Raw genomic sequence first — 18,815 nt, forward strand, 5'->3', positions numbered from 1 at the left:
GGTGCGGCCGCGCCGACTGAAGCGGCAAGGCGGCACCTGGTGGAGACGAGCGAACGCGGGCCCGGGGCGGCGGCACGGGACGCACGGCCGGCGGACGACGGGCCCGCGCCGGCGCCCACCGGGCCGGGAGCGGGCGGCCCGGTCCGCACCGGCCGGGCCCGCGCCGGGGTGCCGCTGCGGGTGACCGTGGCGCTCGCGGTGCTCACCGTCGTCGTGGGCGGCACGGCGCTGGCGCTCAAGGCCGCGCACCAGGATCCGTACGTGGCGCCCGGGGACCCGGCCACCGGGACGTACGTCGCCTCGCGGGTGGCCGGCGACCGGGCGGCCGCCGCGGTGCTGGCCGGGCCGTACCGCGAGGCACCGGGGCCGCGGGTGGTCGCCGTGCGCCGGAGTGGTGACGCCCCGGCGCCGCTGCCCGCCTCCCGCCCGCTGGCGGCCAACGCGGCGGCCCCCTCGCCGCCGGTCGGGGCGCTCTTCTCGCCCGGCGGCGACGGCGACTCGGGGCACTACTGCACGGCCAGCGTGGTGCACTCCCCCGCCGGGAACCTCGTCGCCACCGCAGCGCACTGCGTCCACGACGGCGGCTTCCGCACCCGGCTGGTGTTCGCCCCCGGCCTGCACGACGGGATCGCGCCCTACGGCCTGTGGGTGCCCACCCGCGTCTACGTGGACCCGCGCTGGATCAGCGACCGGGACCCGGACCACGACGTGGCGTTCCTCCGGGTGCGCCGGCACGGCGACACGGACCAGCGGATCGAGGACGTCACCGGCGCCGAACGGATGCGGTTCGACGCACCGCCCGGGCGGCCCGCGCAGCTGACCGGCTACCCGTCCGACCGCGACGCCCCGGTCAGTTGCCGGCACACCGCCGACGCCGAGGGCCCGGGCCAACTACGCTTCCCCTGCGCCGGCTTCCCGGCCGGGACGAGCGGCGGCCCGATGCTCACCGACCTCGATCCGACGACCGGCACCGGCTCGCTGATCGGGCTGATCGGCGGTCAGGACGGGGGCGGTGACGACAACACGTCGTACAGCAGCCGCTTCGGGGCGGACGTGGCGGCGCTGTACCGGCGGGCCACCCGCGGCTAGCGGGCGGCCCGGCCCCGCCCCCGGCTCCGGGCCCGCTCAGGCGCCGCCGCGCGGGAGGACGGTGGCGAGGACCGACGGCAGCGGGTACCAGTCGGCGGTGGCGAAGCTGGCGTGCGCGGCGGCGAGTTTCCCGACCCGGGCCAGGGCGTCCGCCTCGGTGGGGTGGGTGGGGTCCAGGGCCGGCGGGACCTTGTGGGCGTCGGTCATGACGAGCAGGTAGTGGCGGGCGTCGTACCAGGAGGTGTCGATGGTGCCGTCGAGGTACGTGGCGGCGTCGCCGTCGAACACCACGAACCAGGGACGCAGCGCCGGGTCGGCGTAGCGGTCCCGGGGGTCGCCCGGGGCGGCGCCGTGCACGGCGGGGAAGGCGGCGGCCTGGGCGAGTTGGCCGCGGGCGGCGAGGTCCCGCAGGTGGCCGGCGTACTCGACGTCGGTCCACAGCTTGTCGAACGGGTTCTTCTCCTCGACGGTGCCCGGTATCAGCTCGAAGAGGAACTTCCCGGCGAGGTCCGCGCGCGGTGGCCAGCCGCCGGCCCGGACCGCCGCGTCGAGGGTGGCGTGACCGTGTGCCAGGTCGCCGGGCCCGTAGACCGCGTCGCCCAGCTTCTGGCGTACCAGGGCGTCGAATGCGGCGGGGCCGCGGCCGCCCTTGGCGTTGAAGCCGTCCTTCATCTCGACCTTGACCAGGATCGGGCGGTGGCCGGGATGGGCGTCGTGCCAGGCGCGCAGGTCGGCCAGGCAGCCGGCGAAGTCCTGGTTGCGGTCCTTGCTGCGCAGGTCGGCGGCGGTGGCCGCGCCGACGCAGTTGTTGTTGTTGCCGAGCGGGTTGCCGTGCGAGACCCGCCAGGTGCCGCCCAGGCCGTTGGTCCAGACGTCCACTTCGACGAGCGCGGCGCCGGAGTCCAACGCATCCGCGAAGTAGGGGTACTTGGCCTTCTCGTAGGCGTTGTGCACCCCCACCGCGGTGCTGGTGCCATAGGTCGTCGCGGTGGCCGTCGCGGCCCCCGCCGGGCCGGTCGCCGCGATCATCGCCGCGGCCGCGACGGCCACCGTCCCCGCACACCGCTTCCGCTTCATGGGCCCCGCTTCCCCTCGTGTCCTGCCAGGTCGGTGAGCAGAGTACGGGAGTTGCCGGTCGGCGAGCGCGACGACGACGGGCGCGGTACGGTCAGCGACGCAAACGATCAAGCGAAAGGGTGTGCGGATGCGGATGCGGGGGAACGACGGGGCCGGCTCGGGCGGGCTGTCGTGGACGGCGGCGGTGCTGACGGGGACGGTGGCGCTCTACATAGCGCTGGTCGCGTTCGGCAACATCACCGACTTCGGCACCAACCGGGAGTACGTCCGGCACGTGCTGGCGATGGACACCACCTTCCAGGACCCGGACCTGATGTGGCGGGCCGTCACCTCGCGGGGCGTGCAGGACGCCGCCTACGTCGGGGTGATCGCCTGGGAGTCGGTGGCGGCGCTGGTGCTGCTCGCGGCGACCGCGCTGTGGGCCGTGCGGGGGCGGTCCGGCGGCGCCGGACGGGCCCGACAACTGGCCACCGTGGGGCTGCTGATGATGATGGTGCTGTTCGGGGCCGGGTTCTGGGCGATCGGCGGCGAGTGGTTCGCGATGTGGCAGTCGAAGCAGTGGAACGGGGTCGAGGCCGCGGTGCGGAACTTCCTCATGACCGGGGTGGTGCTGCTGGTGGTGCAGTTCTCGGGGGCCGGCCGGCGGCCGGAGCCCACCGACGCGTGACGCACCGGCGGCGGGTGCGCTCCGCGCGCACCCGCCGCCGGCGCCCCGCGGTGCGTCAGCCCGCCGCGTAGACGTCCTCGACGTAGCGGCCCGACGCGGTCAGTTCGCGCAGCCACGCCTGGGACTCCTGCTCCGACGCGCCGGTGCGCTCGCGGTGTACCGCGCGGAAGGCGTCCCGGACGCCGGGCGCCATCCGGCTGCCGTCGCCACAGACGTAGACCCGGGCGCCGGCCTGCAACAGCTCCCACACCTCGGCGGCCTCGGCCGCGATCCGGTGCTGGACGAAGCGGTGGCCGTGCTCGGGGCGGGCGCTGAAGACGGGGCGGACGGCGACCGCGCCGGCCCGCTCGGCGGCGGCGAACTCCGCGGCGTGCAGGAAGTCGCCGTCGGGGTCGTCGCAGCCGAAGTAGAGCCGGGCCGGGGTCGTCCGGCCGGCCGCCACGCGGTCGGCGACGGCGCCGCGGAACGGCGCCAGCCCGGTGCCGGCGGCGACCAGGACGACCGGGGTGTCGTCGGCCGGGTCGAGGCGGAACGCCTCCCGGCACGGCTGCACCCGGGCCAGCACGGTGTCGCCGGGGCGCACGGCGTGCAGGTGCGTCGAACCGGTGCCGCCGGGCAGCAGCGAGACCATCAGGTCGGCGTGGCGCGGGTCGGCGGCGGGCGACGAGGACAGCGAGTAGTGGCGGGTGCGCAGCGGCGGCAGCAGTTCCAGGACCACCGGCCAGGACAGCGCGCCGCGCAGCGCGGGGTGCGCCTCGACCAGCTCGATCAGGCTGCGCGGATCGTCGTCGGGAAGGTTCTCCAGGGCGTGCCGCTCGGGCGGGCAGGGGTTGTGGGCGGCGAGCAGCGCCCGCTGTTCGGGCGTCGGGCGCAGGCCCAACTCCAGGTGGTGGGACAGGAGTTCGCGCACGGTCAGGGGTCGGTCGACGGGCAGCGTGTCGCGGGTCGGGCGGCCCGTGGGCGGGCGCAGTGCCAGCACGGAGTCCAGGTCGACGCCGAGGGCGGCGGCGGTGCGGGCCACCGCCTGGGGGGTGTTGACCGGCAGCACCGCGAGGTGGTCGGCGGTGCGGTAGGTGACGCCGTCCGGGAGGGCCAGGCGCAGGAAGCGCTTGGGCCGCGCCCAGCCGTCGGCGGTCAGGTCGTACGCCTCGGTGACGGTCATCGGGACGAGGTCGTGCCGGGCGGCCAGCGCGTCGAGCGGACCGCCGGTGAGCGCGGTGACGGCGTAGCCGGTGTCGGCGCCGTCCGGGCCGCGGTCGCCGATGCTCGCCGGGTCGCCGTGCCGGACGAGCAGCTCGGTGCGCAGTGCGGCGCCGAACTTCCTTACGGCGCCGGCGAGTTCACCGGAGGCGTCGGCCTCGGCGCGGGGCAGCAGCCGCTCGCCGCCGAGGGCGGCCAGCCGGTCGTCGAGGAAGGTGGGGACCTGCTGGTAGGTGGCGGCCCAGTTGCGGTCGCCGACGCCGAGCACGGCGTAGTGGACGCCGGCCGCGGCGCCCTCCGCGGCGGTGCCGAGCCAGGCGGTGAACGCGGTGGCGTCGTCGGTCGGTTGGCCGTTGTACGAGGCGGCGACGAGGACGACGGGGCGGTCGGTGGGCAGGCCGCCGGCGTGCGCGTCCAGCGGCGCGACCTCGGTGGCGAAGCCCAGCGCGGTGGCCTCGTCGGCGAGCCGCTCGGCGAACTCCCGGCAGGTGCCGTAGTTGGTGCCGTGCAGCAGGAGCAGTGGGGTGCCCTGCGGGACGCGGGTGGGCAGGCCCTCGTCGGACGCGACGCCGGTGGCGTCGTCCTGGGCCGCTCCGGCGGGTCCGCCGGGCAGCACGGCCAGCGCACTGCGCACCGCGGCCCGGTCGGCGGGGGTGCGCGGGGCCAGGGTGAGGGTGAAGCCGTCGGGCTTGAGGGTGAGGGTCTCCTTGACGCGGAGCCGGTAGTCGGCGTGGTCGACGAGCCGGTAGCGGTGCACCAGCAGGGCCAGCAGCATGGTGGCCTCGTGCAGCGCGAACTGCCGCCCGATGCAGGCGCGTTCGCCGGTGCCGAACGGCTTGTAGGCGTGCGGGGAGCGGGCCGCCTCGGCCTCCGGCGTGAAGCGGAACGGGTCGAACGCCTCGGGGTTGTCGCCCCAGACCGGGTCGCGGTGCAGCATCGGGGTCAGCACGGTGACCAGGTCCCCGGCGGCGACCGGGTAACGGCCGCCGAGGACCGTGTCGGTGCGGGCCTGGCGGGTGAAGGCCGCGGCGGTCGGCCACAGTCGCAGCGCCTCGTTGAGGACCTGCCGGGTGAACGCCAGCTTGCCGATGTCCTCGAACGTCGGGTCCGGGTCCGTCTCGTCGCCCCACAGCGCGTCGGCCTCGCGCTGCACCAGGCGCAGCGCGACCGGGTCCTTGAGCAGGTGGTAGAGGGCGAAGGAGAGCGCGCCGGAGGTGGTTTCGTGGCCGGCGATGAGGAAGGTGATGACCTGGTTGCGGATGTTGGCGAGGTCGAGGGCCGGCCCCTGGTGCGCCGCTTCGCCCTCCCCGGCGGCGAGCATCAGGCCCAGCAGGTCGTCGTCGCGGCGCTCCCCGCCGGCGGTGCGGGCGGCGATCACCTCGTCGACGACGGACGCGAGGTAGTCGGCGTCCGCCCGGAACGCCGCGTCGGCCGCGGTGTGGTCGTCGTCGGGCTGGCGGGCGAACTTGGTCATGCTCCATTCCAGGCAGCGCACCATCGCCTCGACGAAGGGGTGCGGGGTGTCCCGGGAGAACGACTCGAAGTCGAAGCCGAAGCCGGCCAGTCCGATGGTGTCCAGCGTCATCCGGGTCATGTCCTCCGCGACCGCGACCGGGCGGCCCTCGGCCATCCGCCGGTCCCAGGACGCGGTGACCCGGCGGGCGACCTTCAGCATCGCCGGGTGGTAGGTCCGCATCGAGCCCAGGGCGAAGGCCGGCATCAGGAGTTCGTGCGCCTTGGCCCAGTTGGGTTCGTCGTTGTAGGCGGTGAACAGACCGTCACCGGCGAACTCCCGCACGTTCTCCAGGACCACCGAGACGCCCTTGGCGAAACGGGTCTCGTCGGAGACCTCGGTGACCAGGTCGACGGAGGAGAGGAAGAGCGTCTCGCGCGCACCGAACTTGCGCACGTAGGCCGGGCCGTGGATCCGGGCGAGGTCCATGGCCTGCTGGAGGGGGGTGCTGCTGATCCCGGTCGCCGTGAGGTCGGCGACCGGGACGCCCACGGCGGTGGCGCGGTCGCCCGTCTGGGGCGCGATGGTGTCGGTCATGTCTCCAGCGTGACCGGCCCGGTGCCCGCCCCCGATCCGGGGAACTGCATGATTGTGCAGTGGTTCGTCGTCGCGCGCCCTTGCGCGTGCGGCGAGGATGGGGCAGCGGCGGCCGGCGCGACGGCAGAAAGGGCGGAATCCGGGCGATGAGCAGGACGACGCACGGTGGGGCGCCGGAGGACGACACCGGCACGGACTGTCCACGCCCCGGACCGCCGACCCCACCCGCCCCGCCCCCGGCCAGCGCCTACCGCGACTACTTCGTGATGCTGCTGGACCGCATCCCCACGCCGATCGCGGTGTGCCGGGCGGACGGCCAGGTGCTGATCGCCAATCCGGCGATGGCGGCGCAGTGGGGCGCGGTCCCCGGGCAGTTGCGCGGCCGCAACCTGCTCGACCTGTTCCGGCCCCGCGAGCCCGCACAGATCGCCCGGATCATGGAGGCGCTGCGGCTGGGCCGGCGGTCCCGCTACCCGGTCGAAGTGCGGTGGCGGACCGGGCCCGACGAGCCCGAGCGGCAGGGGCAGCTGACGATCGATCCGGTCGGCGACCCGTCCGCGGCACCGCCGTCGCTGCTGGCCCTGCTGCGCGAGGACACCGGGTCCGCCGCCGCCCCGCCGGCCGCGCCGCGCGCCGCCACCAGCCCCGTCGAGGCCCGGATCCTGGCGCTGGCGGCCGGTGGGGCGACCACCGCCGCGATCGGCAGCGCGCTGGGACTGACCGTCGACGGGGTGAACTACCACCTGACCCGGCTGGCCCGCCGCTGGCGCGTCCAGGGCCGCACCGCGCTGGTGGCCAAGGCGTACGTGCTGGGGGTGCTCGCCGCGGACCGCTGGCCGCCCGCGCCCGCGGTGCCCGACGACGACGGCGGGCCGCGACCACCCGGCCCCTGAGGTCGACTGCACGTGTGTGCGGATAACCTCCCTGGTGTGGAGGACAATGCAGCCGCGCCGTTCGAGCGCGGAACGGACGGCCCGAAGGTCATCGTCGTCGGCGTCGACGGCTCCGATTCGTCCTGGCGGGCCGCGGCGTACGCGGCCGGGCTGGCCAGGCGGCAGGGGTCGAAGCTGGTGCTGGTCTACGTCCAGCCGGTGCTGGCGACCGGGGCCGCGTTGGGCGCACCGGTCATGGACACCACCAACGAGGTCGCCGAGGAGCTGATGGCCGAGATCCGCAAGGCCACCGAGCGGCTCGACGGCATGTTCCACCTGCGGTGGGAGTTCCACACGCTGCGCGGGGACCCGTACAACGGCATGGTGCAGATGGCCGACGAGCTCAAGGCGGACGCGGTGGTGGTGGGCGCCTCGGAGTCCGCCGGGCACCGCATCATGGGCTCGGTCGCGGTGCGGCTGGTCAAGGCCGGGCGCTGGCCGGTCACGGTCGTGCCTTAAGGAACCGTACGCCCGCCGGTCCCGGCCCGCTGGTGGGGCGGGCCGGGCTGAGGCACGGTGGAAAGAGGACGGGGGGCGCACCACCCCGACGAGGGAGAGACCGTGACCGACCGCACGTACCGCGTGACCGAGATCGTGGGAACGTCCCAGCAGAGCGTGGACGCCGCCATCCAGAACGGCATCAGGCGCGCCTCAGGCACGCTGCGCAATCTCGACTGGTTCGAGATCACGCAGGTCCGCGGCCACATCATCGAGGGGCGGATCGATCACTACCAGGTCGGTCTGAAGGTCGGTTTCCGGTTGGAGGAGACGGGCTGAAGCCCCGGGGCCGAATGGCCGCCCGCCGCCGCGTCGCCTTCGCACCGCGCCGCCGGCGGTCCATGATGATCCGCCGTCGCACCACGACGGGCACGTACCGAGCGTACGGAAGGATCACGCATGGCACGCCTGCTGCGCGCGGGTCAGGGCGTCTGGCGCCGCAAACCCATCGAGCACGTCGACGAGCCGGAGGGCACGGCGGGCCAGCAGCTCACGCGTGAGCTGGGGCTGTGGCAGCTGACCGCGATCGGCGTCGGCGGCATCATCGGCGCCGGCATCTTCACGCTGGCCGGCACCATCGCCCACGAGAAGGCCGGCCCCGCGGTCCTGGTCTCCTTCCTCGTCGCGGGCGTGGCCAGCGCCGCGGCGGCGTTCTCCTACGCCGAGTTCGCCGGGCTGATCCCGAAGGCCGGCTCCGCCTACACCTACGGCTACGCGGTGCTGGGCGAACTCGCCGGCTGGTTCATCGGTTGGGACCTGCTGCTGGAGTACACCGCGATCGTGGCGGTGGTCGCGATCGGCATCTCCGGCTACTTCGCCTTCCTGCTCGGCGAGATGGGGCTGAAGCTGCCGCTGTGGATGCTGGGCGCGCCGGGCACCGGCCCCGGGCACCGCGTGGACCTCTTCGCGTCGGTGCTCTGCCTGTTGATCGCCTACCTGTTGACGCTGGGCATCAAGAACGCGGCCCGCTTCGAGACGATCGTGGTCGGGCTGAAGGTGCTGGTGGTGCTGGTCGTCATCGGGGTCGGCTTCTTCCACCTCGACACCGCCAACTACCGGCCGTTCTTCCCGTTCGGGGTGAGCGGCGCGTTCACCGGGGCGGCCACCGTGTTCTTCGCGGTCTTCGGCTACGACGCGATGAGCACCGCGGCCGAGGAGTCCAAGGACGCCCAACGCCACATGCCCCGGGCGATCATGTACTCGCTGGCCATCTCGATGGTGCTGTACGTACTCGCCTGCCTGGTGCTGACGGGCATGCAGAACTACCGGCACATCGACCCGGAGAGCGGCTTCTCCACGGCCTTCAAGTCGGTCGGGCTGAACGCGCTGGCGGACGTGATCGCGGTCGGCGCGATCATCGGCATCCTGACGGTGATGTTCACCTTCATGCTGGGGGTGACCCGGGTGTGGTTCGCCATGAGCCGGGACGGGCTGCTGCCCAAGTGGTTCGCCAAGACCAGCGCCACCCACCACGTGCCGGTGCGGGTCACCTGGATCGTCGGCGCGGCGTCCGCGCTCATCGCCGGCTTCCTGCCGATCGGGCAGGCCGCCGAACTCACCAACATCGGCATCCTGCTGGCCTTCGTGGTGGTGTGCGTCTCGGTGATCGTGCTCCGCTACAAGCGCCCCGACCTGCCGCGCACCTTCCGCACGCCGGGCATGCCGGTGGTGCCGGCGCTCGGGGTGTGCTTCTCGCTGTGGCTGATCACCTTCCTGGAGTGGCAGACCTGGGTGCGGTTCGCGGTGTGGTTCGTGATCGGCCTGGTCATCTACTTCTCGTACTCCTACCGCAAGTCGGAGTTGGCGACGGCGGGCCGGACGGCTCCGGAGCCGCGGTGACGGCCCCTACGACGGCCTCGCCGGCGTCCGTCCGGCGGTAGAGCACGCTGCGCCCGGCCCGGCGACGGGCGATCAGGCCGGCGTCGCGCAGCACTTGCAGGTGCCGGCCGACCGAACCCAGGCCCTGGCCGGTCAGGGCCACCAACTGGGTGGTGCTCTTCGGCGTGCCCAGCAGCACCAGCACCGCCGCCCGGCCGCCGCCCGACGATCCGGTGCCACCACCGCCGCCACCACCGCCACCACGGCAGGCGGCGGCGCGGGACGGGCGCGCAGCCGTCCGCGTCCGGCTCGGTGTCGCGCGCCGGTCGAAAGCGGTGTCGAAAGCGGTGCTGACGGCTGTACAGCGCAGGCGTGGGCGGGCGGGGTTGGCGCATCGGGTCCCCTTGACGCGCCGTGGCCGGGGTCCAAGAATAAGTCCGCCTTGACAACGTTGTCGGCCCTCCTGGAGGTCTGCCCATGCCCTGGACCAGACTCAACCGGCCACGCCTCGCGGGCGCCACGGTGGCGGCCGTGCTCCTCGGGAGCGTGCTCACCGCCCCGGCCGCGCACGCCACCCCCGCCGAGCCGTCCGGCGGCCGCCTCACCGACCTCGTCAACCCCTTCATCGGCAGCAAGAACGACGGCAACACCTACCCCGGGGCCGCGGTGCCGTTCGGCATGGTGCAGCTCTCCCCCGACACCGGGCACACCACCGGCTACGACTACGACGACGACCACGTCCGCGGCTTCAGCGCGGTGCACGTCTCCGGGGTCGGCTGCGGGCTCGGCGGGGACCTGCCGGTGCTGCCGACCACCGGCGACGTCACCGAGACCGACTACGCGAAGTACGCCGCCGGGTACACCCACGACGGCGAGGCGGCCCGGCCGGGCTCCTACCGCGTCCGGCTCACCTCGTACGGCGGGATCACCGCCGAGTTGACCGCGACCGCCCGCACCGGCAGGCAGCGCTACACCTTCCCCGCCACCGACAAGGCCAACGTGCTGCTCAACGCCGGTCAGTCGCTGCACCGGACGGTCTCCACGCACGTCGAGGTGGTGGACTCCCGCACCGTGCGCACCACGATCACCGGCCGCGGCTTCTGCCAGGACACCCGGCCGTACACCGTCCACACCCTCACCCGCTTCAACCGGCCGTTCACCGCGTACGGGACGTGGCGCGGCGACACCGTGACGCCCGGCTCCCGGGACTCCACCGCGCCGGGTCGGCACGGCGCCTACGTCCGGTTCGACACTCGCACCGACCGCGTCGTCGAGGCGACGACCGCGCTGAGCTACGTGGACGCGGCCGGCGCGGCCCGCAACCTCCGTGCGGAGGGCGGCAGTTCCTTCGACGCGGCGAAGGCGGCGGCGGACGCGGCCTGGGAGCGGCGGCTCGCCGCGGTGCGCGTCCGCGGCGGCGACCGCACGCTGCGCCGGACCTTCTACTCCGCCCTCTACCGCTCGTTCCTCGCCCCGAACGTCGGCAGCGACGTGGACGGCCGCTACACCGGCTGGGACCAACGCCCGCACCGGGAACGGGGGTTCACCTACTACCAGAACTGGTCACTGTGGGATACCTACCGCACCCAGACCCAGCTGCTGTCCCTGCTCGCACCGCAGGAGGCACGTGACATGGCCCTGTCGGTGCTGCGCATCGACGCGGAGGGCGGCTGGCTGCCGAAGTGGGGCTACGGGACGGTCGAGACCAACATCATGACCGGCGATCCGGTGACCCCGTTCCTGACCAACGCCCACCGTCAGGGGCTGCTCAAGGGCCACGAGGAGGAGGCGTACGCGGCGCTGAGGAAGAACGCCGACGGGGTGCCGCCGGCAGACTCCCCCGCCGTCGGCCGGGAGGCCAACGCCGCCTACCTCAAGAACGGTTACGTGCCGTACCTCAAGGGCCGCCCGCACACCAAGCCCGGTGACTCCGACTTCGACCACGGCGCCTCGGCGACCCTGGAGTACGCCCTGTCGGACGCGATGCTCGCGCAGATGGCCCACGACCTCGGCCATCACGCGGACGCCGACCGGTACGCCGCCCGGGCGCTCAACTACCGCACCCTGTACGACCGTTCGACCGGCTTCTTCCGGGCCCGGGACGGGCAGGGGGCGTTCACCGGCCCCGCCGACCCGGCCAAGAGCGAGGGCTTCCACGAGGGCACGGCCTGGCAGTACCAGTGGTTGGTGCCGCAGGACCTGCCGGGGATGACGGCGCTGATCGGCGGCAAGGCGGCGGCCACGGCCCGGCTGGACTCCTTCTTCGCCTACCGGCAGTTGCTCGCCGATCCGGCCGGGACCGCCCGCGAGGTGTGGGTGAACGGCCCCTACGACTACTACAACGCCGACAAGTACAACCCGCAGAACGAACCCGATCTGATCGCCCCGTACACCTACCTCTCCACCGGCCAGCCCTGGAAGACCACGGACGTGGTGCACGCCGCGCTGACCCTGTTCACCGACGCCCCCACGGGCCTGACCGGCAACGACGACCTGGGCACGATGTCGGCGTGGATGGTGCTCTCCGCGATCGGCATCTTTCCGGTCCAGCCGGGCACCGACACCTGGGGCCTGAGCACCCCGGTCTTCGACCGGGTCGACCTGGCCCTGGACCGGCGCTACTACCCCGCCGGCCACTTCACCGTCGCGGCCCCCGGCACGTCGGCCGACCACCGCTACGTGCAGTCCGTACGGCTCGACGGCACGCCCCGGGACCGCACCTACCTGACCACCGCCGAACTGCGCGCCGGCCGTGAACTCCGCTTCGCGGTGGGCCCCGAGCCGTCGCGGTGGGGCACCGGCGACCGGGCGGCCCCGCCGCCGGTGGGCACGCCGGGGGCGCTCGCCGCGGCACCGCACCAGCACTACCGGGGCGGGCGCTGAGCGCACGGCGGCCGGGGGCGCGGCGCTGGCGCGGGCGCCGTTGCGCGGGGCCCCGGCCCGGTCCCGCGGCTCAGCCCTGGACGGACGTCCAGAACTCGTCGAAGGACATCAGGCCGTCGCCGTCGGTGTCCTTGGCCTTGATGACCGCCTCGGCCACCGGGCCGGTGACCAGGTGGTCGCCCATCTCGGCCATCGCGTGCTGGAACTCGTCCGGCGTGACCCGGCCGTCGCCGTCCGCGTCGAACCGCGCGAACGTGGCCCCGGCCTGCTCTATGTCTACCGCGGGTGGTGCCCCTTCGTCGTGCCGCGGCCCGTCGTGTGCCGGAACCGCGGGGTGATCTGACCCGCGTACATCAGCGGACCGTCAAGAACGTTCCTGGTGGGCCCCGTAGCGGGCGAGGTAGCGGGCGGTGCGGCTGCCGGGCGCGGCGGCGACCTCGGCGGGGGTGCCGGCGGCGACGATCCGGCCGCCCTCCGCGCCGCCGCCGGGACCGAGGTCGATGACGTGGTCGGCGCCGGCCACGACGCCCATGTCGTGTTCGACGACCACCACGGTGTGGCCCGCGTCGACCAGGCCGTGCAGTTGCCGGAGCAGCACCTCGGTGTCGGCGGGGTGCAGGCCGGTGGTGGGCTCGTCGAGGAGGTAGAGGGTGTGGCCGCGGCGGGCCCGCTGGAGTTCGGCGGCGAGTTTGATGCGCTGCGCCTCGCCGCCGGAGAGTTCGGTGGCGGGCTGGCCGAGGCGCAGGTATCCGAGGCCGACGTCCTTCAGGGTGCGCAGGCTGCGGGCGGCGGCGGGCACGTCGGCGAGGAACTCCGCGGCGTCGTCGACGGTCAGGCCCAGGACGTCGGCGACGGTGCGGCCGCGGTAGGTGATCTGGAGGGTCTCGGGGTTGTAGCGGGCGCCGTGGCAGTCGGCGCACGGGGCGTAGGTGCCGGGCAGGAAGAGGAGTTCGACGGCGGTGAACCCCTCGCCCTGGCAGGTCCCGCAGCGGCCGGCCGGGACGTTGAAGGAGAACCGGCCGGCGGTGTAGCCGCGGGCGCGGGCCTCGTCGGTGGCGGCGAAGACCTTGCGGACGGCGTCGAACAGGCCGGTGTACGTGGCGAGGTTGGAGCGCGGGGTGCGGCCGATGGGCTTCTGGTCGACGCGGACCAGGCGGTCGACGGCGTCCAGGCCGATGGTGGCGGTGAGCCGGGCGCGCACCGCCGGCCCGGTGTCCTGGTCGTCGCCGGGTTCGTCGGTGTCCGGGCGGGTGGCCGCGGCGCCCAGGCGGTCCTGGACGGCCTCGGCGAGGACCCGGGTGACCAGGGTGGACTTGCCGGAGCCGGAGACGCCGGTGACGGCGGTGAAGACGCCGAGCGGGAAGGCCGCGTCCAGGTCGCGGAGGTTGTGCAGGGTGACGCCGTGCAGGGTCAGGGTGCCGGTGGGGGTGCGCGGGGTGCGGGCGGGCGGCGGTTCGGTGACGAAGAGGAAGCGGCGGGTGGCGGAGTGCTCGGCGTCCGCGAGGGCGGCGACCGGGCCGCTGTGCAGCACCCGGCCGCCGTGCTCCCCGGCGCGCGGGCCGATGTCCACGAGCCAGTCGGCGCGCCGGACCACGTCCATGTCGTGTTCGACGACGAAGAGGGTGTTGCCGGCTTCCTTGAGGCGGCCGAGGACGGTGAGCAGGGCTTCGGTGTCGGCGGGGTGCAGTCCGGCGGACGGTTCGTCGAGGACGTAGACCACGCCGAAGAGGCCGGAGCGCAGTTGGGTGGCCAGGCGCAGGCGTTGGAGTTCACCGGCGGAGAGGGTGGGGGCGGGCCGGTCCATGCTGAGGTAGCCCAGGCCGAGTTCGGTGAGGACCTCGATGCGGGCGACCAGGTCGCGGGCGAGGGTCGGGGCGGGGTCGTCGCCGGGGCGGGCGGCGGTCGGGCGCAGGACGTCGGCGAGGGCGGCCAGCGGGAGGCCGGCGAAGGCGGCGATGTCGCGGCCTTCGAAGGTGACCGCCAGCGCCTCCGGGCGCAGGCGCCGGCCGTCGCACGCGGGGCAGGGCTCGGCGGTCATGAACTGGCGGACGCGCTTGCGCAGCGTCTCGCTCTTGGAGTCGGCGAAGGTGTGCAGGACGTAGCGCCGGGCGCTCATGTACTGGCCCTGGTAGGGGCGCTGGATGCGGCCGGCCTCGCGGACCGGGTGGACGGTGACGACGGGCTGTTCGTCGGTGAACAGTATCCAGTGCCGGTCGGCCGCCGGCAGGTCGCGCCAGGGGCGGTCGACGTCGTGGCCGAGGGTGGCGAGGACGTCGCGGAGGTTCTTGCCCTGCCAGGCGCCGGGCCAGGCGGCGACGGCGCCGTCGCGGATCGAGCGCGACGGGTCGGGGACGAGGGAGTCCTCGGTGACGCGGTGGACAGTGCCCAGTCCGTGGCACTTCGGGCAGGCGCCGGCTGCGGTGTTGGGTGAGAAGGCGTCGGAGTCGAGCCGCCCGGTGCTGCCGGGCGGGTAGGCGCCGGCGCGGGAGAACAGCATCCGCAGGGTGTTGGAGAGGGTGGTGACGGTGCCGACGGAGGAGCGGGAGGTGGGGGCGGAGCGCCGTTGCTCCAGCGCGACGGCCGGCGGCAGCCCGCTGATCTCCTCGACCTTGGGCGCGCCGACCTGGTGGATCAGTCGCCGGGCGTACGGGGCGACCGACTCGAAGTAGCGGCGCTGCGCCTCGGCGTAGAGGGTGCCGAAGGCGAGCGAGGACTTGCCCGATCCGGACACCCCGGTGAACGCGACCAGCGCGTCCCTCGGGATGTCCACGTCGATGCCGCGGAGGTTGTGCTCACGGGCGCCGCGCACCCGGACGTACGAGTCGGTCATCCCTCCATGATCGGACACCGTCCGCGGTGCGCACGGCATCCGTGCGCGGTGGGCGCAGGCGTCAGCCGGCGGTGGTGGCCTCCCGGACCCGGTCGCGTGCCTCCTCCCAGGGGAGGGGGGTGGCGACCAGTGCGCGCAGTGCCCGCAGTTGACGTGGCGGCAGGGCGCAGGCCAGGACGCCGACGGCCCGGCCGGCGCGGCCGAACAGTGCGACGGCGCGGCGGGCGTCCCGGTCCAGGACGGTGGTCTGGACCTGGTCGGCGCCGGTGGTCAGGCCGTACGCCTGGAGCTTGAGGCCGTACTGGTCGGACCAGAAGTACGGCACGGGGGCGAACGGTTGGCGCTCCGGCGGCCGCGCACCGTCCGCGCCGGCTTCCGCGGTGCCGTGGGCGGCGGCTTCGGCGGTGAGTTCGGCGACGAGGTTGCGGGCGGCCGCCATGGCCTGCTCGGTGGCGTTCATCCGGTGCTCGAAGCGGAGCGGGCGGCCGTGCACCGGGTGCTCCCAGCGGGCCACGTCGCCCGCGGCGTAGATCCCGGGGGCGGCGGCGCAGTACGCGTCGCAGCCCAGGCCGTCGGCGGTGTCCAGTGCCGGGTCGGCCAGCCAGCCGACGGCGGGCTCGGATCCGATGGCGAGCAGCACCAGGTCGGCGGCCAGGAGGCTGCCGTCGGCCAGGCGGACGCCGTCGACCTGCGCCGGGCGGTCCGCGGTGGCGTCGGCGGTCTCGGAGGCGGTCTCGAAAGCGGCCACGTCGCCGGTCACCAACCGGACGCCACGGGCCCGGTGCTCGTCGGCGAGGAGTTCCCCGATGCCCGGGCCGACGGCGGCGGCCATCGGCACCGGTTCCCGGCCGACCAGGGTGACCTCGTGTCCCAGCTCCCGGGCCACCGCGGCGGCCTCGCAGCCCAGGACGCCGTTGCCGACGACGACCAGCCGGCGGGCGGGGCCCGAGAGCCGGTCGCGCAGTGCCAGCGCGTCGTCCAGGGTGCGCAGGGTGAAGACGCCGGTGAGGCCGTCGGCGGCGGGCAGCGTGCGGGCCGCCACGCCGGTGGCGATGATCACGCCGGCGCAGGCCAGCCGCTGGCCGTCGTCGAGGGTGAGGGTGCGGGTGGCGACGTCGAGGCCGGTGGCCCGGGTGCCGAGCCGCAGGTCGAGGTCGAGCGGGGCGAGCTGCTCCGCGGTGCGCAGCAGCAGCCGCGCGGGCTCCCAGGCGCCGTGCAGCAGTTGCTTGGAGAGCGGCGGGCGGTCGTACGGGAGGTGGGGTTCGTCGCCGATCAGGGTCAGCGGGCCCGTCCAGCCGGCCCGGCGCAGGGCCTCGACGGCGGTGATCCCGGCCGCGGAGGCGCCGACGACGGCGATCGGGCGGGTCGTCATTCCTGCACCTCGATCACGGCGGCGGGGCAGATGGCGGCGGCTTCGCGGACCGCGGCGTGCTGCTCGGCGGGCGGTGCGGCGTCGAGCAGGACGACCACGCCGTCCTCGTCGCGCTGGTCGAAGACGTCGGGGGCGATCAGCACGCACTGGCCGGCGGCGCAGCACTTGTCGGCGTCAAGGGTGATCTTCATGGCGGTGGCTCCGTGGGGGTCGGTGGGGACGGTGGGTCGGCCGGTGCGGCCGGTCACCAGGTGACGGGCAGGGCGTGGCAGCCGTAGATGGCCATGTCCGTGCGGAACGGGATCTCCTCGACCGGCACGGCGGGCCGCATCGTGGGGAAGCGGCGGAGCAGGGTGCCTATCACGACCTGGAGTTCGACCCGGGCCAGGGCCTGGCCGAGGCACTGGTGGATGCCGTAACCGAAGGCGACGTGGTGCTGGGCGTTGGCCCGGGCGACGTCGAGGCGGTCGGGGTCGGCGAAGACGGTCGCGTCGCGGTTGGCGGACGGGACGGCCACGACGACGCCCTCGCCGGCGCGGATGAGCTGTCCGTCGATCTCCAGGTCGGTGGTGGCGACGCGGCGCGGGCCGTTGCGGATGATGCTGTGGAAGCGGAGCAGTTCTTCGACGGCGCCGCGGATCAGCGTCGGGTCCTGGCGGAGCCGCTCGGCGGAGTCGGGGTCCCGCATCAGGGTGAGGGCGCTGAGGCCGATCATGTTGGCGGTGGTCTCGTGCCCGGCGATCAGCAGCAGGGCGGCGAAGGCCGCGACGTCGTCGTGGCTGATCTCGCCGGTGCGCTGCTGCTCGACGATCAGTCGGCCGAGGATGTCGTCGCCCGGCGCCTTCTCCTTGGCGGTGACCAACGCGTCGAGGTAGTCGCGCAGTTCGCGCCGCGCGGCCTCGCGCTCCGGCTCCGCGATGGTGCGGGAGAGCAGCTTGCCGGTGAGCCGCTGGAAGACGTCGTGGTCGTCGTAGGGGACGCCGAGCAGCAGGCTGATGACGAGCGAGGGGACCGGCAGGGCGAGCGCCTCGACGAGGTCCACCGGCTCGCCGGCGCGGCGCTCCATGGCGTCGCACAGCTCGTCGGTGAGGCGCTGGATCTCGGGGCGCAGCGCCTCGACGCGCTTGACCATGAACTCGCGGGTGACCATCCGGCGGAGCCGGGTGTGCTCGGGCGGGTCCATGCGGATGAAGCCGCGGTTCTGTTGGTTGCCGCCGCCGGTCATGCCGCTGAGCGGGTAGCCGTGCAGGGTGGTGTCGGAGCTGAAGCGGGTGTCGCCGAGGATCGCGCGGATGTCGGCGTAGCGGGTGGCCAGCCAGGCCCAACTGCCGTCGGGGAGCGAGATCTTGGAGATCGGCTCCTCGGTGCGCAGGGCGCCGAACTCGGCCGGGGGGTCGAAGGGGCAGCCGCTCGGGGGTTCCACGGGCAGCGGTGCCGGGGCGGCGGGAACTGTCATGTCGATCATCTCGGTCATCTCGCTCCTCGTGCGCACACCGGTCGGGTGTGCGCCATGAGTCGATCCATCGCCTAACAACCGTAAACTTACATCCGTAATGATCGGGTAAACGCCTCGGGGGTTTCCGTGGAACGTGACGAACGGAACACTCCTCGACGCCCCTCGACGGCCGGCGGCGGGTACGCGTGAGGCCCCGGCCGACGGGCGGCCGGGGCCTCACGGGGCCTCGGGAAGAGGGGGCAGAACGGTCCGGGGAGGGGGTCAGCGCTCCAGCAGCAGTTGGAGGAGTTCCTCCACGAACCCGTCCAGTCGGCTGGTGTCCTTGCGGCTCGGCATGACCTGCCAGATCATCACCCGGCCGTGCACCGCCGACCACAGCAGGTACGGCGCCTCGGCCCGCGAACCGCGCACCCGCCAGCCGGCCTCCTCGCAGGCGGTCAGCGCGTGGTGCCAGCTGCGGACCAGCAGCCCGGCCGGGTGGCCGGCGAGCCGCTCGGGGCCGACCGGGGTCTGCCGGGTCTCGTAGAGCAGGCGGTAGTTCGCGGGGTGCTCGATGGCGTAGCGGCAGTAGGCGCGCAGCTGGGCGCGCAGCCGGGCCACCGGGTCGTCGTCTTCGGCCTGCGCGGCGTCGGTCATCGCGTGCGCCAGCCGCTCGTAGCTGACTTCCAGGGTCGCCCAGACCAGTTCGGTCTTGTCGGCGAAGTGCCGGTAGATGCTCGGCGCGGCGACGCCGGCTTCCCGGGCCACCGCGCGCAGCGACAGCGCGTCCTCGCTGCCGACCTCCTCCAGGAGGCGCTCGGTCGCCCGCAGCAGTTCCTCCCGCAGGCGCTCGCCCTGCCCCCGCGGGTTGCGGGGCCGGACGGCCGCACTCTCGCTCACTGCCCTCCGGTCCTTTCCTGGCCTGGCCGATCCGGTCGTCGGCGGGGTCGGCACTCTTTCACCA

General features: G+C 74.2%; 15 protein-coding genes and 1 pseudogene. 7 read left to right on the plus strand and 9 right to left on the minus strand.

Annotated elements, in window-relative coordinates; translation table 11 throughout:
* Window positions 1-39: 39 nt before the first annotated feature.
* Window positions 40-1,089: a trypsin-like serine peptidase gene (locus ABD385_RS01890; RefSeq protein ID WP_344573060.1), complete on the plus strand. Its 1,050-nt coding sequence runs from the start codon at window positions 40-42 to the stop codon at window positions 1,087-1,089.
* Window positions 1,090-1,125: 36 nt separating this feature from the next.
* On the opposite strand, the gene ABD385_RS01895 is transcribed toward ABD385_RS01890, so the two are convergent.
* Entirely contained in the window at window positions 1,126-2,166 is a 1,041-nt protein-coding gene (locus tag ABD385_RS01895; RefSeq protein WP_344573061.1) for a phosphatidylinositol-specific phospholipase C domain-containing protein, read from the minus strand.
* A 127-nt stretch (window positions 2,167-2,293) separates the two neighbouring features.
* Between ABD385_RS01895 and ABD385_RS01900 the strand changes: the two genes are divergently transcribed.
* Complete coding sequence (locus ABD385_RS01900) at window positions 2,294-2,833, plus strand: DUF2165 domain-containing protein (RefSeq protein ID WP_344573062.1); 540 nt, start codon at window positions 2,294-2,296, stop codon at window positions 2,831-2,833.
* A gap of 55 nt (window positions 2,834-2,888) precedes the next feature.
* On the opposite strand, the gene ABD385_RS01905 is transcribed toward ABD385_RS01900, so the two are convergent.
* Window positions 2,889-6,083 carry a cytochrome P450 gene (locus tag ABD385_RS01905; protein ID WP_344573063.1) on the minus strand — a complete coding sequence of 1,065 codons (3,195 nt, stop codon included), beginning with the start codon at window positions 6,081-6,083 and terminating at the stop codon, window positions 2,889-2,891.
* A 146-nt stretch (window positions 6,084-6,229) separates the two neighbouring features.
* On the opposite strand from ABD385_RS01905, the gene ABD385_RS01910 reads away from it, so the two are divergent.
* The 4 genes from ABD385_RS01910 (at window position 6,230) to ABD385_RS01925 (ending at window position 9,352) form a co-directional block, all read left to right on the plus strand.
* Complete coding sequence (locus ABD385_RS01910) at window positions 6,230-6,976, plus strand: PAS domain-containing protein (RefSeq protein ID WP_425585329.1); 747 nt, start codon at window positions 6,230-6,232, stop codon at window positions 6,974-6,976.
* A 36-nt stretch (window positions 6,977-7,012) separates the two neighbouring features.
* Window positions 7,013-7,474, plus strand: a complete 462-nt coding sequence (locus ABD385_RS01915) for a universal stress protein (RefSeq protein ID WP_344573064.1) — start codon at window positions 7,013-7,015, stop codon at window positions 7,472-7,474.
* Window positions 7,475-7,576: 102 nt separating this feature from the next.
* Window positions 7,577-7,792, plus strand: a complete 216-nt coding sequence (locus tag ABD385_RS01920; protein WP_344573065.1) for a dodecin — start codon at window positions 7,577-7,579, stop codon at window positions 7,790-7,792.
* Window positions 7,793-7,912: 120 nt separating this feature from the next.
* Window positions 7,913-9,352 (plus strand): amino acid permease, encoded by a 1,440-nt coding sequence (locus ABD385_RS01925; protein ID WP_344573066.1) that lies wholly within the window; start codon window positions 7,913-7,915, stop codon window positions 9,350-9,352.
* Here the strand turns inward: ABD385_RS01925 and ABD385_RS01930 are convergent.
* Window positions 9,279-9,554: pseudogene (locus ABD385_RS01930) on the minus strand (ArsR/SmtB family transcription factor); the annotation flags it as partial. The gene ABD385_RS01925 and the pseudogene ABD385_RS01930 sit on opposite strands and share 74 nt — an antisense overlap.
* A gap of 254 nt (window positions 9,555-9,808) precedes the next feature.
* On the opposite strand from ABD385_RS01930, the gene ABD385_RS01935 reads away from it, so the two are divergent.
* The gene (locus ABD385_RS01935) at window positions 9,809-12,214 is read left to right on the plus strand and encodes a GH92 family glycosyl hydrolase (RefSeq protein ID WP_344573067.1); all 2,406 of its coding nucleotides are present in this window, start codon (window positions 9,809-9,811) and stop codon (window positions 12,212-12,214) included.
* Between the two features lie 70 nt (window positions 12,215-12,284).
* Here the strand turns inward: ABD385_RS01935 and ABD385_RS01940 are convergent, their stop codons facing one another.
* From ABD385_RS01940 to ABD385_RS01965, 6 genes are all read right to left on the minus strand, one after another.
* Window positions 12,285-12,488, minus strand: a complete 204-nt coding sequence (locus ABD385_RS01940; protein ID WP_344573490.1) for an EF-hand domain-containing protein — start codon at window positions 12,486-12,488, stop codon at window positions 12,285-12,287.
* A gap of 90 nt (window positions 12,489-12,578) precedes the next feature.
* Window positions 12,579-15,044, minus strand: a complete 2,466-nt coding sequence (gene uvrA, locus ABD385_RS01945) for an excinuclease ABC subunit UvrA (RefSeq protein WP_344573068.1) — start codon at window positions 15,042-15,044, stop codon at window positions 12,579-12,581.
* Window positions 15,045-15,105: 61 nt separating this feature from the next.
* Window positions 15,106-16,416, minus strand: a complete 1,311-nt coding sequence (locus ABD385_RS01950; protein WP_344573069.1) for an NAD(P)/FAD-dependent oxidoreductase — start codon at window positions 16,414-16,416, stop codon at window positions 15,106-15,108.
* Entirely contained in the window at window positions 16,413-16,607 is a 195-nt protein-coding gene (locus ABD385_RS01955) for a ferredoxin (protein WP_344573070.1), read from the minus strand. The genes ABD385_RS01950 and ABD385_RS01955 overlap by 4 nt, the downstream gene beginning before the upstream one ends.
* A gap of 53 nt (window positions 16,608-16,660) precedes the next feature.
* Window positions 16,661-17,890, minus strand: a complete 1,230-nt coding sequence (locus ABD385_RS01960; protein WP_344573071.1) for a cytochrome P450 — start codon at window positions 17,888-17,890, stop codon at window positions 16,661-16,663.
* 243 nt (window positions 17,891-18,133) lie between these two features.
* A complete protein-coding gene (locus ABD385_RS01965) occupies window positions 18,134-18,751 on the minus strand; it encodes a TetR/AcrR family transcriptional regulator (protein ID WP_344573072.1) in 618 nt (205 codons plus the stop codon).
* Window positions 18,752-18,815: the final 64 nt, after the last annotated feature.

It is taken from the genome of Streptomyces lunalinharesii, assembly GCF_039532155.1.
GTDB lineage: Bacteria > Actinomycetota > Actinomycetes > Streptomycetales > Streptomycetaceae > Streptomyces > Streptomyces lunalinharesii.

Coding starts and splice junctions, on each gene's coding strand:
- ABD385_RS01895 (WP_344573061.1), bottom strand. CDS start 2,166: ATGAAGCGGAAGCGGTGTGCGGGGACGGTGGCCGTCGCGGCCGCGGCG.
- ABD385_RS01900 (WP_344573062.1), top strand. CDS start 2,294: ATGCGGATGCGGGGGAACGACGGGGCCGGCTCGGGCGGGCTGTCGTGG.
- ABD385_RS01905 (WP_344573063.1), bottom strand. CDS start 6,083: ATGACCGACACCATCGCGCCCCAGACGGGCGACCGCGCCACCGCCGTG.
- ABD385_RS01910 (WP_425585329.1), top strand. CDS start 6,230: ATGAGCAGGACGACGCACGGTGGGGCGCCGGAGGACGACACCGGCACG.
- ABD385_RS01925 (WP_344573066.1), top strand. CDS start 7,913: ATGGCACGCCTGCTGCGCGCGGGTCAGGGCGTCTGGCGCCGCAAACCC.
- ABD385_RS01935 (WP_344573067.1), top strand. CDS start 9,809: ATGCCCTGGACCAGACTCAACCGGCCACGCCTCGCGGGCGCCACGGTG.
- uvrA (WP_344573068.1), bottom strand. CDS start 15,044: ATGACCGACTCGTACGTCCGGGTGCGCGGCGCCCGTGAGCACAACCTC.
- ABD385_RS01950 (WP_344573069.1), bottom strand. CDS start 16,416: ATGACGACCCGCCCGATCGCCGTCGTCGGCGCCTCCGCGGCCGGGATC.
- ABD385_RS01955 (WP_344573070.1), bottom strand. CDS start 16,607: ATGAAGATCACCCTTGACGCCGACAAGTGCTGCGCCGCCGGCCAGTGC.
- ABD385_RS01960 (WP_344573071.1), bottom strand. CDS start 17,890: ATGACCGAGATGATCGACATGACAGTTCCCGCCGCCCCGGCACCGCTG.